Source organism: Pantoea sp. Ap-967, assembly GCF_011752565.1.
Classification (GTDB): domain Bacteria; phylum Pseudomonadota; class Gammaproteobacteria; order Pseudomonadales; family Pseudomonadaceae; genus Aquipseudomonas.
Genome location: NZ_VWXK01000037.1, coordinates 1 through 14,845, shown reverse-complemented (window position 1 = coordinate 14,845; position 14,845 = coordinate 1). Strand labels below are relative to the sequence as shown.

13 protein-coding genes, 1 tRNA gene and 1 pseudogene are annotated in these 14,845 nt (G+C 63.7%); 10 read left to right on the top strand and 5 right to left on the bottom strand.

Annotation, left to right across the window (positions count from 1 at the left end; translation table 11 throughout):
- Nucleotides 1–38: 38 nt before the first annotated feature.
- Both fusA and F3J45_RS26090 read right to left on the bottom strand, forming a co-directional pair.
- On the bottom strand, nucleotides 39–2,150 hold the full coding sequence (fusA, locus tag F3J45_RS26095) for an elongation factor G (protein WP_167069917.1): 2,112 nt from the start codon (nucleotides 2,148–2,150) through the stop codon (nucleotides 39–41).
- 73 nt (nucleotides 2,151–2,223) lie between these two features.
- Nucleotides 2,224–2,649: a hypothetical protein gene (locus F3J45_RS26090; protein WP_167069915.1), complete on the bottom strand. Its 426-nt coding sequence runs from the start codon at nucleotides 2,647–2,649 to the stop codon at nucleotides 2,224–2,226.
- Between the two features lie 215 nt (nucleotides 2,650–2,864).
- Here F3J45_RS26090 and F3J45_RS26085 point away from each other — a divergent pair, with 215 nt between their 5' ends.
- Nucleotides 2,865–3,167, top strand: a complete 303-nt coding sequence (locus F3J45_RS26085) for a hypothetical protein (RefSeq protein WP_167069913.1) — start codon at nucleotides 2,865–2,867, stop codon at nucleotides 3,165–3,167.
- A 3-nt stretch (nucleotides 3,168–3,170) separates the two neighbouring features.
- Here the strand turns inward: F3J45_RS26085 and F3J45_RS26080 are convergent, their stop codons facing one another.
- Nucleotides 3,171–4,421, bottom strand: a complete 1,251-nt coding sequence (locus F3J45_RS26080) for an aspartate aminotransferase family protein (protein WP_167069911.1) — start codon at nucleotides 4,419–4,421, stop codon at nucleotides 3,171–3,173.
- A 157-nt stretch (nucleotides 4,422–4,578) separates the two neighbouring features.
- The gene (locus tag F3J45_RS26075; protein ID WP_167069909.1) at nucleotides 4,579–5,475 is read right to left on the bottom strand and encodes a LysR substrate-binding domain-containing protein; all 897 of its coding nucleotides are present in this window, start codon (nucleotides 5,473–5,475) and stop codon (nucleotides 4,579–4,581) included.
- 255 nt (nucleotides 5,476–5,730) lie between these two features.
- On the opposite strand from F3J45_RS26075, the gene F3J45_RS26070 reads away from it, so the two are divergent.
- Together F3J45_RS26070 and F3J45_RS26065 are read left to right on the top strand one after the other, a co-directional pair.
- Nucleotides 5,731–7,113, top strand: coding sequence for an amino acid permease (locus F3J45_RS26070; RefSeq protein WP_167069906.1), 1,383 nt, complete (start codon nucleotides 5,731–5,733; stop codon nucleotides 7,111–7,113).
- A gap of 97 nt (nucleotides 7,114–7,210) precedes the next feature.
- Nucleotides 7,211–7,906 (top strand): glutathione S-transferase N-terminal domain-containing protein, encoded by a 696-nt coding sequence (locus F3J45_RS26065; RefSeq protein WP_167069904.1) that lies wholly within the window; start codon nucleotides 7,211–7,213, stop codon nucleotides 7,904–7,906.
- A gap of 123 nt (nucleotides 7,907–8,029) precedes the next feature.
- Here the strand turns inward: F3J45_RS26065 and F3J45_RS26060 are convergent, their stop codons facing one another.
- Entirely contained in the window at nucleotides 8,030–9,649 is a 1,620-nt protein-coding gene (locus F3J45_RS26060) for an inorganic phosphate transporter (RefSeq protein ID WP_167069902.1), read from the bottom strand.
- A gap of 119 nt (nucleotides 9,650–9,768) precedes the next feature.
- Here F3J45_RS26060 and F3J45_RS26055 point away from each other — a divergent pair, with 119 nt between their 5' ends.
- The 7 genes and pseudogenes from F3J45_RS26055 to F3J45_RS26025 all read left to right on the top strand — a co-directional run.
- On the top strand, nucleotides 9,769–10,212 hold the full coding sequence (locus F3J45_RS26055; protein ID WP_167069900.1) for a GNAT family N-acetyltransferase: 444 nt from the start codon (nucleotides 9,769–9,771) through the stop codon (nucleotides 10,210–10,212).
- A 144-nt stretch (nucleotides 10,213–10,356) separates the two neighbouring features.
- Nucleotides 10,357–10,746, top strand: a complete 390-nt coding sequence (locus tag F3J45_RS26050) for a helix-turn-helix domain-containing protein (RefSeq protein WP_167069898.1) — start codon at nucleotides 10,357–10,359, stop codon at nucleotides 10,744–10,746.
- A gap of 63 nt (nucleotides 10,747–10,809) precedes the next feature.
- Nucleotides 10,810–11,448 carry a UvrY/SirA/GacA family response regulator transcription factor gene (uvrY, locus tag F3J45_RS26045; protein WP_167069896.1) on the top strand — a complete coding sequence of 213 codons (639 nt, stop codon included), beginning with the start codon at nucleotides 10,810–10,812 and terminating at the stop codon, nucleotides 11,446–11,448.
- Between the two features lie 6 nt (nucleotides 11,449–11,454).
- On the top strand, nucleotides 11,455–13,278 hold the full coding sequence (gene uvrC / locus F3J45_RS26040) for an excinuclease ABC subunit UvrC (RefSeq protein WP_167069894.1): 1,824 nt from the start codon (nucleotides 11,455–11,457) through the stop codon (nucleotides 13,276–13,278).
- Between the two features lie 33 nt (nucleotides 13,279–13,311).
- A complete protein-coding gene (pgsA, locus tag F3J45_RS26035) occupies nucleotides 13,312–13,872 on the top strand; it encodes a CDP-diacylglycerol--glycerol-3-phosphate 3-phosphatidyltransferase (protein ID WP_167069892.1) in 561 nt (186 codons plus the stop codon).
- 63 nt (nucleotides 13,873–13,935) lie between these two features.
- Nucleotides 13,936–14,011: transfer RNA gene (locus F3J45_RS26030), tRNA-Gly, on the top strand.
- A 101-nt stretch (nucleotides 14,012–14,112) separates the two neighbouring features.
- Nucleotides 14,113–14,845 (top strand): annotated as a pseudogene (locus F3J45_RS26025) (transposase); the annotation flags it as partial.

The window sequence follows — 14,845 nt, the reverse complement described above, 5'->3', positions numbered from 1 at the left end:
GGAGCGAGCGCAGCTCGCGATCAGGGCCCTCAGCCGCCTCACTCCCCGCGGTTCTTCTTGACGATGCCATCGGCAATGCTCGCCGGGGCCTCGGCATAGCGGGTGAACTCCATCGAGAAACTGGCCCGCCCCTGGGTCATCGAACGCATCGAGGTGGCATAGCCGAACATCTCGCCCAGCGGCACCTCGGCGCGGATCACCTTGCCGGCAGGGGTTTCGTCGCCATCCTGGATCATCCCCCGGCGCCGGCTCAGGTCGCCAAGAATGTCGCCCTGGTACTCTTCGGGCGTTACCACCTCCACCTTCATCACCGGCTCCAGCAGCACTGCGCCGCCTTTTTGCGACAACTGCTTGGTGGCCATGGAGGCGGCGATCTTGTAGGCCATTTCGTTGGAGTCGACGTCGTGGTAGGAGCCGTCGTACACCGCCGCCTTCAGGTTGATCAGCGGGTAGCCGGCCAGCACGCCGTTCTTCATCTGCTCCTCGATGCCCTTCTGAATTGCCGGGATGTACTCGCGCGGCACCACGCCGCCGACGATCTCGTTGATGAACTCCAGGCCTTCCTTGCCTTCATCACCGGGGGCGAAGCGAATCCAGCAGTGACCATACTGGCCACGGCCGCCGGACTGGCGAACGAAGCGGCCTTCGATTTCGCAGGTGTTGCGGATTTTCTCGCGGTAAGCCACCTGCGGCTTGCCGATATTGGCCTCGACGTTGAATTCGCGGCGCATGCGGTCAACGATGATGTCCAGGTGCAGCTCGCCCATGCCTGAAATGATGGTCTGGCCGGTTTCTTCGTCGGTGCGCACGCGGAAGGACGGGTCTTCCTGGGCCAGCTTGCCCAGGGCGATGCCCATTTTTTCCTGGTCGGCCTTGGTCTTGGGCTCCACGGCCACGGAAATCACCGGGTCGGGGAAATCCATGCGTTCGAGGATGATCGGCTTGTCCATGTCGCACAGGGTGTCGCCGGTGGTGACATCCTTCATGCCGATCAGCGCGGCGATGTCGCCGGCGCACACGTCCTTGATCTCGGCGCGCTGGTTGGCGTGCATCTGCACCATGCGGCCAATGCGTTCCTTCTTGCCCTTCACCGAGTTGAGCACCGCATTGCCTGAGCTGAGTACGCCGGAATACACCCGGGCGAAGGTCAGGGTGCCGACGAAGGGGTCGGTGGCGATCTTGAACGCCAGCGCGGAGAACGGCTCCTTGTCGTCGGCGTGGCGCTCCAGGTGCTTGTCTTCGTCGTCCGGGTCGGTGCCCTTGATCGCCGGGATTTCCGAGGGTGCCGGCAGGTAGTCGATCACTGCGTCGAGCATCAGCGGCACGCCCTTGTTCTTGAACGAGGAGCCAAGGATGGTGGGCACGATTTCGTTGGCGATGGTGCGCTGGCGCAGGGCCGCCTTGATCTCCTCGACGCTCAGCTCCTCGCCTTCGAGGAACTTCTCGGTCAGCGCGTCATTGGCCTCGGCCGCAGCCTCGACCATGTGCGCCCGCCACTCGTCGGCCAGCGCCTGCAGCTCGGGCGGGATGGCTTCCTCGCGGTAGCTGGTGCCTTGGTCGGCGTCGTTCCAGTAGATGGCCTTCATCTTCACCAGGTCGATCTGGCCGATGAAGTTTTCCTCGCTGCCGATGGCCAGCTGGATGGGCACCGGGTGGTGGCCCAGGCGCTGGTCGATCTGGCGCACCACGCGCAGGAAGTCGGCGCCCTGGCGGTCCATCTTGTTGATGTAGGCCAGGCGCGGCACATGGTATTTGTTGGCCTGGCGCCACACCGTCTCGGACTGCGGTTCGACCCCGTCGGCGCCGCTGAATACCACCACCGCGCCGTCGAGCACGCGCAGCGAGCGCTCCACCTCGATGGTGAAGTCGACGTGGCCGGGGGTGTCGATGATGTTGAAGCGGTACTTGTCGGCAAACTGCTTGGTCGAGCCTTGCCAGAACGCCGTGGTCGCTGCCGAGGTGATGGTGATGCCGCGCTCCTGCTCCTGGGCCATCCAGTCCATGGTCGCGGCGCCGTCATGCACCTCGCCCATCTTGTGGTTGACCCCGGTGTAGAACAGGATGCGCTCGGTGGTGGTGGTCTTGCCGGCGTCCACGTGGGCGACGATGCCGATATTGCGGTACAGCTCGATGGGCGTTGTGCGGGCCATGGCAGGCTACCTGCGGCGGTGCGGATTCTCCCACGGTAGCAGAGCGGGAGAATCTTGCCCGACCGCCGAGCCGTCAGTCGGCCTGGGCTTGCAGCATCCACTGGCCGTCGCTTTCACGGGCCAGGCCGCTGGCTGGCAGCAGCGCCAGCAGGCGTTCGTGCAGGGTCGCGTCGGTGAAGGTCTTGAGGGTGGCCAGGTCCAGCGCGCCAACCAGGCTGAGCTCGGCCTTGGTGTACGACAGCCAGGCCTTTTTCAGCACCTGGGCGACGTCGCTGCCGGCGGTGCTGGCGAAGCGGCGGTGCCACTGGCGGCCTTCGAAGGTGAAGCTGTGGGCATGGCTGTAGCTACTTTGGTCTTCACCTTCGGCGCAGCGGTGGCAGCGGCAAGGGCCTTCGCCGAAGGCATTGCGCAGGTAGCTGTTGAAGTCCACGACGGGCTTGAGGGTCAGGCGTTTGTCGACCTCGAAAAGGTCGGCGATCAGGGGTTCTTCGGCGCTCACTCAGGTGTCCTCGTGTGGTGTGGCGTGCATCGGCGGGCACCCTAACAGATTGGGCCCGCTTTTGCAGGCCCGGCCTCTTCGCGGGGCAAGCCCGCTCCTACACGGACCAACCTGTAGGAGCGGGCTTGCCCCGCGAAGAGGCCGGTAGAGACAACCGCCACCGCCTGCCGTACTCTACGCGCCCATACGCCAACACTCTTTTGAGGTAACCCCGCTTGAGCACCCAGTACCCGTACACCGCCACCGTGACCATCAGCGCCGAAGACCGCGGCGGCGACACCGAGGCCTCGGAAAACCCCGGCATGCGCGTTGGCCTGGAAGCGGTAACCGAAACCCTGAAGAAGGTGCATTTCGTCGGTACGCTGGCCGCTCCGGAAAAACCTGCCACGCACATCTGCGTGACCCTGGAGAACGGCCTGACCTACTACGGCCCGATCGTCAACGGCCACGCCGAACTCGAAGGCGGCTGGATCGCCTTCGAGTCCGACATGCTCACCCCTGAAGAGCTGGGCCTGTAAGCCTCAGGCCAGCTCGCCCAGGCACTGCTCAAGGATATCCAAGCCTTCTTCGAGCACCGCTTGCTCGATGGTCAGTGGTGCCAGCAGGCGAATGATGTGCCGCGCCTTGCCGCTGGGCATCAGCAGCAACCCCTTGGCCCGCGCGGCCTCCAGCACCTTGGCCAGGTGCGCCGGCGCCGGGCTGCCATCGGCATTGACCAGTTCGATGCCGCGCATGGCGCCCACCCCGGTCAGGCGGCCGATGAACGGGCTCAACCCTGACGCTTTCCAGCGCCCATGGCGGCTGACGATCGCCTGCTCCTGGCGTTCACCCCAGGTGGCGAGGTTTTCATCGCTCATCTGCGCCAGGCTCGCCAGGGCCGCCGCGCAAGCAATCGGGTTGCCCGAGTAAGTGCCACCCAGCCCCCCTTTCGGCAGCGCCGCCAGCAGCGCCTGGCGCCCCACCACCGCACCCAGCGGCAGGCCACCGGCAATACTTTTTGCCAGCAGCAGCAGGTCGGGTTCTATCCCCAGGCGCGGGAAGGCGAAGCGCTGGCCGGTGCGGCCGAAACCGGACTGGATTTCGTCCATGATGATGAGAATCCCGTGCGCGTCGCAGAAGCGGCGCAGGGCCTGGGCGAAGGCCGGGTCCAGGGCGAGGAAGCCGCCTTCGCCTTGCACCGGCTCGAAGATGAACGCCGCCACGTCCTCCACCGCCAGCTCGACGCTGAACAGCCGCTCCATGGCCTTGAGCGCCTGTTCGCAGGTGATGCCGGTGTCGCTGCCGGGGTAGGGCAGGTGGTACACCGGCCCTGGCAGTTCGCCAACCCGTTGCTTGTAGGGGGCGACCTTGCCGTTGAGGTTCAGGGTGGCCAGGGTACGGCCGTGGAAACCACCGTCGAAGGCGATGATGGCGCGCTTGCCGGTGGCGCCGCGGGCCACTTTCAGGGCGTTTTCCGCCGCTTCCGCACCGCTGTTGGTGAGCATGCCGGCCAGCGGGTAGCTGACCGGGACGAACTGGCACAGGCGCTCCATCAGTTCCAGATAGGGCGCATGGGGGGCGGCGTTGAAGGCGTAATGGGTCAGGCGGCTGGCCTGGGCCTGGATGGCGGCGACCACCGCCGGGTTGCAGTGGCCCAGGTTGAGCACGCCGATACCGCCGACGAAGTCGATGTAACGTTTGCCGTCGGTGTCCCAGACTTCGGCGTTACGGCCATGGGAAAGTGTGATCGGGTGAACGATGGCAATGGACTGGCTGATACTTTCCTGGTTCATGGGCACGCGGACCTTGTTCGAGTTTCTTACTATCCAAGCGTGCCGGGGACGCTGTGCGCAAACGAATTATCCGATCGGGGTCATTCCTCTGATTCATGAACTTGTGTGCGACCTGTAGGCGCGGGCTTGCCCCGCGAAAGGGCCGCCCCAGGCACCATCAATCCCCCTCGGCCACCCGCTCCCGAATCCACTGCACGAACGCCCGCACCTTGGGCACCTCGGCCGCATGTTCGGCATGGGCCATGAAGTGCCGCCCATTGCTCGCCACCGGGTGGTCCCAGGCCACCACCAGCTTGCCCTCGGCCAGTTCCTCGGCCACCAGGTAGCGCGGAATCAGGGCAATCCCGCAGCCGGCGATGGCCGCGCGGATGCACAGGTAGAACGTGTCGAACCTGGGCCCGTGGTAGCTGTTCTGGCTGTGCAAGCCCAGCCCCAGGAACCACTCGTGCCACGCCTCTGGCCGCGAAGCGCACTGCAGCAGGCGGTGCTCGGTCAACGCCTGGGCACTGGCGAAACCGCAGCTGGCGCGCAGTTGCGGGGCGCACACCGGCACCACCGCCTCGCTGAACAACTCGATGCAGGTTGCCCCTGGCCAGGTGCCCTGGCCGAAGAAGAACGCGATATCCGCCTTGGCCTGCACCAGGTCGAAGGGCTCCAGTTCGTTGCGGATGTCCAGGTGGATGCGTGGATGGCGGTCACCGAAACCCTTGAGCCGCGGCACCAGCCAGCGCGCACCGAAGGTCGGCTGGGTGGCGATGCGCAGCACCTCGGTTTCGTCGCCGTAGCTGAGGATGTAGCGGCTGGAGATGTCGATCTGGGTGAGGATCTTGTTCACCTCGGTGAGGTACAGGGCACCGGCCGGAGTCAGGTGCAGGCGCCTGCGAATACGCTGGAACAGCGAGTGCGCAAGCATGTCCTCAAGCTGCGCTACCTGCTTGCTGACGGCGCTCTGGGTCAGGTGCAGCTCCTGCGCGGCGCGGGTGAAGCTCAGGTGGCGGGCAGCGGCTTCGAAGCATTGCAAGGCGGTGGTCGAGGGCATCAGGCGTTTGGACATGGCAGGCGCGTACCGAGCAAAAAAGGAAGAAGTTCATTCCATATTGGAATCATGTGCTTCGAAAAGGTCGTTTGTTGACCTCGCCCTATAGATTAATACTGGCCTCGACCAACGAAGACAACCCGGTTCGGCGAAGAGGAGGAAAGTGCACGACCGGCCATTAAAAACAACAACAACGCGCACAACGACCTAGACGAATTCTGCTCCAACTTTTCAGCTGTCAGTCATGACGGCCGACCCATTCGAGGGTTCTCCATGGCTTCGCTACACAACAACAAACAGCGTTCCTTGCAGCACGGCCTGACCTCCCGTCAGGTGTCCATGATCTCCATCGCCGGTATCATCGGCGCTGGCCTGTTCATCGGTTCCTCCAACGCCATCGCCACTGCTGGCCCGGCCATTCTCATCTCCTACGCCATGACCGGCCTGCTGGTGCTGCTGGTGATGCGCATGCTCGGCGAAATGGCCGTCGCCAACCCCAACAGCGGCTCGTTCTCCACCTATGCCTCCGAGGCCATCGGCCCTTGGGCGGGCTTTACCATCGGCTGGCTGTACTGGTGGTTCTGGGTGCTGATCATTCCGGTCGAGGCCATTGCCGGCGCCGATATCCTGCATGCCTATTTCCCGGCCGTGCCGTCCTGGCTGTTCGCCTTCCTGATCATGCTGGTGCTGTCGGGCAGCAACCTGGTCAGCGTGAAGAACTTCGGCGCCTTCGAATACTGGTTCGCGCTGGTCAAGGTAATTGCCATCATTGCCTTTATCGCGGTGTGCAGCCTGGCGGTGTTCGGGTTCTGGCCGCTGGCCGAGGTGTCGGGCGTCAGCCGCCTGTGGGACAACGGCGGCTTCATGCCCAACGGCTTCGGTACAGTGCTGGGGGGCGTGCTGATTACCATCTTCTCGTTCTTCGGTGCCGAGATCGTCACCATCGCCGCCGATGAAACCGCCAACCCCAAGGACAAGATCCGCCGCGCCACCAACCTGGTGGTGTACCGCATCGCCATCTTCTACCTGGCGTCGATCTTCCTGGTGGTGTCGCTGGTGGCCTGGAACGACCCGCAGCTCAAGGCGGTGGGTTCGTTCCAGCGGGTGCTGGAAGTGCTCAACGTACCCGGCGCCAAGCTGTTGGTCGACCTGGTGGTGCTGGTGGCCGTGACCAGCTGCATGAACTCGGGCCTGTATACCGCCTCGCGGATGCTGTATTCGCTGGGGGCTCGCGGCCAGGCGTTGAGCATGACCAAGCGCATCTCCGGCGCCGGCGTGCCAACCGTGGCGGTGATTCTGTCGACCCTGGCGGGCTTCGTCGGTTGCTTCGTCAACTATGTGCTGCCCGGCAAGGTGTTTGGTTTCCTGCTGTCCACCACCGGTGCCATCGCCTTGCTGGTGTACCTGGTGATTGCCGTGTCGCAGCTGCGCATGCGCGCCCGCGCCGACCGTGAGGGGCGGCCGCTGGAGCTGAAGATGTGGCTGTTCCCGTGGCTGACCTGGCTGGTGATCGGCACCATCGTCATGGTCCTGGGCTATATGCTGTTCAGCGATGCCTACCGCTATGAAACCTTGATGACGGCGGGGGTGACCCTGTTCATCCTGCTGGTTTCGCTGACCCAGAAGGGCAGCAGGGCGGTGGCCCAGGCAGCCTGAGGCTTGGGTGCTGGAAGGGGGCGTTTCGCGCCCCCGATGGTCAAATCGCGGCGCGGTCCCTTAAAGTGGGCGTTTCCATGGATTGCAGGAAACGAGCATGACCGATCTGAGCGCTTTCCCCATCACCCGTAAATGGCCGGCGCAGCACCCCGAGCGCCTGCAGCTGTATTCGCTGCCCACGCCCAATGGCGTCAAGGTGTCGATCATGCTGGAGGAGATCGGCCTGGCCTACGAGCCGCACAAGGTCAGCTTCGACAACGACGACCAACTGACCCCCGAATTCATTTCCCTGAGCGCCAACAACAAGATCCCGGCAATCCTCGACCCCAACGGGCCGGGTGGCCAGCCGCTGGCCTTGTTCGAGTCGGGTGCGATCTTGCAGTACCTGGCGGAGAAAAGCGGGCAACTGTTGAGCCAGGACCCGGCCCAGCGCTACCAGACGCTGCAGTGGCTGATGTTCCAGATGGGCGGCATCGGGCCGATGTTCGGCCAGGTGGGGTTCTTCCATTTCTTTGCCGGCAAGGAGTACGAGGACAAGCGCCCGCGTGACCGCTACGTCAACGAATCGAAGCGCCTGCTGGGTGTGCTGGACCGTCACCTGAAAGGGCGCCAGTGGATGGTCGATGACTACAGCATTGCCGATATCGCCATCTTCCCCTGGGTGCGCAACCTGGTGGAGCGCTACAACGCACGGGATCTGGTTGGCTTCGATGAGTTCAAGGAAGTGCAGCGCGTGCTGGCCAGCTTCCTCGAACGCCCGGCCGTACAACGGGGCCTGAAAATCCCCGCCTGACCCCCAAAACGAACGGATTTTGGGTAGGAGCTCGCGATGGGGCGCGCAGCGGCCCCAGGCCTCCAGCTTCGCGGCGCATGAAGCTGGGGCTGCTTTGCAGCCCATCGCGAGCTTCGCTCGCTCCTACCCAGCGATTTGGCACAGCAGCCAGTACAGGCACCCGGCCAGCAGCATCGCCGCCGGTAGGGTGAGCACCCAGGCCATCATCAAGTTGACCAGCGTACGTTTCTGAATGCCCGAGCCATTGGCCACCATGGTGCCGGCTACCCCGGAACTCAGCACATGGGTGGTCGACACCGGCAACCCGAATAGGTCCGCCGCACCGATGGTGCACATTGCCACCAGCTCGGCCGAGGCGCCCTGGGCATAGCTCAGGTGCGCCTTGCCGATCTTCTCGCCCACCGTCACCACGATGCGCTTCCAGCCGACCATGGTGCCCAGCCCCAGGGCAAGGGCCACGGCTACCTTGACCCATAGCGGAATATAGCGGGTAGCGGCGTCGATCTGGGCCTTGAAGGCCTGCAGGTGGCTGAGGGTTTCGGCATCGAAGGCCACCTGCCGGTCGTGCTCCAGCAGGCGGATGGCTTCGCTGGTCAGGTACATATCGTTGCGCACGTTGGCCATGGCCTCGGCCGGCACCCGCTGCAGCGAGCCATAGCCTTCGACTTCCTCGCCGATCATGCCCGCCAGCGCGGCCAACGCGGGCACCAGCTGCGGGCTGGCCTTGGGGGCGGCAACGAAGGCGGTGAGCACCTGGCGTGGGTCGGCCGGGGGCGCTTGCGGGGCGCTGCGCACCAACGCCTGCCGGGTGGCTTCGGCCACCGCGGAAAAATGCTGCGCCTGGTCGCTGGGCATGGTTTTGTTCAAGGCGTAGGCCATCGGCAGGGTGCCGACCAGAATCAGCATGATCAGGCCCATGCCTTTCTGGCCATCGTTGGAACCGTGGGCGAACGACACCCCGGTGCAGGTCAGAATCAGCAGGCCGCGAATCCACCAGGGCGGCGGCGTGCGGCCTTGCGGCGCCTGGTACAGCGCCTGGCGCTTGACCAGCGCACGCAGGGCGAGCAGCAGCAAGGCCGCGCAGGCAAAACCGATCAAGGGCGAGAACAGCAGGGCGTAGCCGACCTTGCTCGCCTGGGCCCAGTCCACCCCGCTGGTGCCGCTGCGCCCATGCATCAGCGCATTGGCCACGCCCACACCGATGATCGAGCCGATCAGCGTGTGCGAAGACGACGCCGGCAGCCCCAGCCACCAGGTGCCGAGGTTCCAGATGATGGCGGCCAGCAGCAGGGCGAAGACCATGGCGAAGCCGGCCGAGGAGCCCACCTGCAGAATCAGCTCCACCGGCAGCAGGGCAATGATGCCGAAGGCCACTGCGCCGCTGGAAAGCAGCACGCCGAGAAAATTGCACAGCCCCGACCACACCACTGCCACCGGTGCCGGCAGCGAGTGGGTGTAGATCACCGTGGCCACCGCATTGGCGGTGTCATGAAAGCCATTGACGAACTCGAAGCCCAGGGCGACCAGCAGCGCCAGGCCCAGCAACAGGAACGGCGTGACGGTGGTGATGACCGTACCGCTGGCCGAAACATCCTGTTTCAGGCTCCAGGCGGTGTAGGCGATGCCGGCCAGGAGCAGGCCGAAGAACAGCACGAGGGTGGCACGCCCAGGCCGGTGGGAAAGCTGCGGGCCGGCCTCGCGTTGTGCCAGTGGCGGCTGGCTGGCCAGGGACGGGGTTGCCATGGGGGCTCCGGGTGGCAGTTGCCGAAGGCCCTGAGCATAGAAACAATTCCCAAGGTGGACGTGACCCGGGTCAATGAATTGCCTAGGCTCAAGACGAACGGTAGAGGCGGGAAACGGTGATGAAGTGTGGCAAACCCTTGGCGTTGATACCCGCCACCGACGCCGATCGTGATTTCGCCCGCGACCTGACGCGAAGGGCGATGCTGCCCTATTACCGTGACTTCGACCTGTTGTGGGTGGAGGGCGCCTTCGATCAGGCCTGGGGCTGGCGCGAGCAATGGCTGATCGTGCAGCAGGGCGCAGTGCTGGGCTATTGCAGCCTCAGCCAGGACCGCCAGGCCTTGTTCATTCGCGAACTGCACCTGCTGCCCGAGCACCGCGGCCGCGGCGTGGGTCAACAGGTGCTGGAAACCCTGGCCGGCTGGGCAGCGCAACGGCATTTGCCGCTACTGCGCTTGATGGTGTTCAGGAATAACCCAGCGCGGCAGCTGTACCGGCGCAGCGGGTTTGCCGAGATGGGCGAGGATGAATGCTTCGTCAGAATGCAACGCAGCATCGGTTGAGCGATGCCGTTGCCAGGCCCGCTGCTGGCGCAATACTGGCTTGCGACGGGCGCTGGTGATGGGCATAGTGACCGCTGGGTCTACCTTTGCTCACAGGGCTGTGAGCGGTGCCCGACGATTACCCGTAACCAGGAGAAGCCTGAAATGAATGGACTCGGTCCACGCCTAAGGGAAGAGCGTGAACGGCTGGGCATGACCCAGCGTGTGTTTGGCGATATTGGCGGCGTCGAACCCAATGCCCAGGGCAAGTATGAGAGCGGCGAACGTACGCCCCGGGTCGATTACCTGGCGGCCCTGGCGGCCAAAGGCGTCGATGCGTTGTATGTCCTCAGCGGCGTGCGCACCCCGGCGCCACTGGAAAGCCTGAGCGCGGATGAAACCGGCCTGCTAGGCGCGTTCCGGCGATTGCCGAGCGCCGACCAGGCGGCTTTCGGGCACTTGCTGGGGCGGCTGGTGAGCGAGGGCGGCCACCGCGAGCTGGTGCGCCTGCCACGGCCGGAGCGTCAGACGTTTCTGAAGGAAGTTTTACGCTAGGTCCGCCATGAAAAATTTTGTTAAGGTGGCGGGATCCAATCGCCCTGTTGACGAGGTGTCTGCTTGATTAGGGTCCTAGTGGTCGACGATCACGATCTGGTACGAACCGGGATTACCCGCATGCTCGCCGATATCGATGGCCTGCAGGTGGTGGGGGAGGCAGATTCGGGCGAGTCGGCCATCAAGCTGGTCCGTGAGCTGAAGCCCGACGTCGTGCTGATGGACGTGAAGATGCCAGGCATCGGCGGCCTGGAAGCTACCCGCAAATTGCTGCGCAGCCACCCGGACATCAAGGTGGTGGCCGTCACCGTGTGCGAAGAAGACCCGTTCCCCACGCGCCTGATGCAGGCTGGGGCCGCGGGCTACCTGACCAAGGGCGCTGGCCTGGATGAAATGGTCCAGGCCATTCGCCTGGCCTTCGCCGGGCAGCGTTACATCAGCCCGCAGATTGCCCAGCAGCTGGCGCTGAAGTCGTTCCAGCCGCAAGGCTCGCCGTTCGATGCGTTGTCGGAGCGGGAAATCCAGATCGCCCTGATGATCGTCGGCTGCCAAAAGGTGCAGATCATCTCCGACAAGTTGTGCCTGTCACCCAAGACCGTCAATACTTACCGTTATCGGATCTTCGAAAAACTCTCGGTCACCAGCGACGTCGAACTGACGTTGCTGGCCGTTCGCCACGGTATGGTTGACGCAAGCCTGTAAAACCTCATGTCACAAGTCTTTGATGCCAGCGCGTTCCTGGCCACCTGCAGCGGCCGCCCGGGCGTGTACCGGATGTTCGATGCCGAGGCGCGCCTGCTTTACGTGGGCAAGGCCAAGAACCTCAAGAAACGCCTGGCCAGTTATTTCCGCAAGACGGGCCTGGCGCCGAAAACCGCCGCGCTGGTGGGGCGTATCGCTCAGGTTGAAACCACCATCACCGCCAACGAAACCGAAGCGTTGCTGCTTGAGCAGAACCTCATCAAGCAATGGCGGCCGCCGTACAACATCCTGTTGCGCGACGATAAGTCCTACCCGTATGTATTCCTGTCCGACGGTGAATTCCCACGCCTGGGGATCCACCGTGGCGCGAAGAAGGCCAAGGGCCGTTATTTCGGCCCTTACCCCAGTGCCGGGGCCATTCGTGAAAGCCTGAGCTTGCTGCAGAAGGCGTTTTCCGTGCGCCAGTGCGAAGACAGCTACTACGCCAACCGCACCCGGCCCTGCCTGCAGTACCAGATAAAACGCTGCAAGGGGCCGTGCACCGACCTGGTCAGTGCCCAGGAATACGCCGAGGATGTGCGCCATTCGGTGATGTTCCTCGAAGGCCGCAGCCAGCAGTTGGGCAACGAGCTGAACGAGGAAATGGAAAAGGCCGCCATGGCCTTGAACTTCGAAAAGGCCGCCGAGCTGCGTGACCAGATCGCCTTGTTGCGGCGGGTTCAGGACCAGCAATACATCGAAGGCGGTTCTGGCGATGTCGACGTGGTGGCGGCCTTCGTCAACCCCGGTGGCGCCTGCGTGCACCTGATCAGCGTGCGCGGTGGCCGGGTGCTGGGCAGCAAGAACTTCTTCCCGCAGGTGGGCATCGAGGAGGAGGTGGCCGAGGTGATGGCCGCGTTCCTGTCGCAATACTACCTGGGCAACGCCGAGCGCGAACTGCCCGGCGAGCTGATCGTCAACGTGGTGCACGAGGATTTTGCCACCATCACCGAGGCGCTGCAGAGCCTGCGTGGGCGCGAGCTCAGCATCAGCCACCGGGTGCGCGGCACCCGTGCGCGCTGGCAACAGCTGGCGGTGACCAACGCCGAACAGGCGCTCAATGCGCGCCTGGCCAACCGTCAGCACATGGCCGCGCGTTTCGAGGCCTTGGCCGAAGTGCTTGGCCTGGACGAGGTGCCGCAGCGCCTGGAGTGCTACGACATCAGCCACTCCAGTGGCGAAGCCACGGTGGCCAGTTGCGTGGTGTTCGGCCCCGAAGGCCCGCTGAAATCCGATTATCGTCGCTTCAATATCGAAGGCGTCACCGCAGGCGATGACTACGCGGCCATGCACCAGGCCCTGACCCGCCGCTACGGGCGTATCAAGGACGGCGAGGGCAAGCTGCCCGATGTGCTGCTGGTAGACGGCGGCAAGGGCCAGCTGAACATGGCCCGCGAAGTGATGCAGGAGCTGGCCTTCACTGACCTGACCCTGCTCGGCGTCGCCAAGGGCGTGACCCGCAAGGCCGGCTTCGAAACCCTGTACCTCAACGATGTTGCCCACGAGTTCACCCTCAAGGGCGACAACCCAGCCCTGCACCTGATTCAGCAGATCCGCGACGAAGCCCACCGTTTCGCCATCACCGGCCACCGTGCCCGGCGCGGCAAGGCGCGCCGGGTTTCCAGCCTGGAAGACGTGGCCGGGGTAGGGCCCAAGCGGCGCCGCGACCTGCTCAAGCACTTCGGTGGCCTGCAAGAGCTCAACCGCGCCAGTATCGACGAGATCGCCAAGGCGCCCGGCATCAGTAAAAAGCTTGCCGAGTCGATTTATGCCAGCCTGCATAGCGAGTAGAATGCCGGGCTCAACCCGCAGCCAGTCGTACCGATGAATATTCCAAACCTGCTCACCGTTCTACGCGTCCTGCTCATCCCGATCTTCATCCTGCTGTTCTATGTGCCTTATCACTGGAGCTACACGGCCGCCAGCACGGTGTTCGCCATCGCCGCCGCCACCGACTGGCTGGACGGCTACCTGGCCCGGCGCCTGGAGCAGAGCACGCCGTTCGGCGCCTTTCTCGACCCGGTTGCCGACAAGCTGATGGTGGCCGTGGCCCTGGTGCTGTTGGTGCAGGTGCACGCCAATTTCTGGCTGACCCTGCCGGCGGCGGTGATCATCGGCCGCGAGATCGTGGTGTCGGCACTGCGCGAGTGGATGGCTGAGCTTGGGGCGAGGGCGCACGTGGCGGTGTCCAACCTGGGCAAGTGGAAAACGGCGGCGCAAATGCTGGCGCTGGTGATCCTGCTGGCCAACCCGCCGGTGGTGAGCTTCTGGGTGGTGCTGGGTTATGCACTGCTGCTGGTGGCGGCGGCGCTGACCCTGTGGTCGATGATGCATTACCTGCTGGCCGCCTGGCCGCACCTGCGCGAAGGTTCGGAAAAAAAATAAAACTTTTTTGAATCAAGGGGTTGACGCCGTTTCAGATATCGCTAGAATGGCACCCATCACGACGCGGGAATAGCTCAGTTGGTAGAGCACGACCTTGCCAAGGTCGGGGTCGCGAGTTCGAGTCTCGTTTCCCGCTCCATATATAGGCTTGCAGAATTCTACGGAAGTCTGTAAGTTGTCGAAAAAAGGGCCTTCGCAGGCTGTGTGAAAACCTAGCAATCTGCCCGGCCCTTTAAGAAAATGCTCCGTATCGAAAGATACGGAGCATTTTTCGTTACGGCCTACATACAAGGAGAGTCCCGCAGCCAGACTAGCCTGTTCCGGTCTCGCTGGAGGAATTGATCCCTGAAGATCACCTCGTACGGGTCATCGACCTGTATGTCGCCAAGCTGGATCTGGGTCAACTCGGCTTTGAGAAAACGCAGCCCAAGGCCACCGGGCGCCCCGCGTACGACCCCGCCGATCAGCTAAAGCTCTACCTTTACGGTTATTTCCAGCGCATTCGCTCGTCCCGGCGCCTGGAAGCCGAATGCCAGCGCAATATCGAAGTGATGTGGCTGATCAACCGGCTCAAACCCGACTTCAAAACCATCGCCGACTTCCGCAAGAACAACAAAGCTGCGTTCGTCGCGACATCCCGGGCCTTTGTGCAGTTCTGCCGAGCTGCCGGTTTGATTGCCGGTGACTTGGTTGCCATCGACGGGAGTAAGTTTCAGGCAGTCGCTTCCGCGCGACGCCACCTGAACCTGAACCTGAATCAGCTTAAGCGTCAGGACGAGAAGCTGGATAAGCGGATTGCCCAATATCTGGCGGACCTGGATGCCGCTGATAAGACTGAGGGCGAGCAGGTGGTAGATCGCACTGCGATCAAGGCGGCCCTGGCAGAGCTTGAGGCTAAGCAGCAAGACAACCGCAGCTGCCAAGCCTTGATGCAATCGATGGGGCTGGAGCAATTCAACACACACGAAAGCGA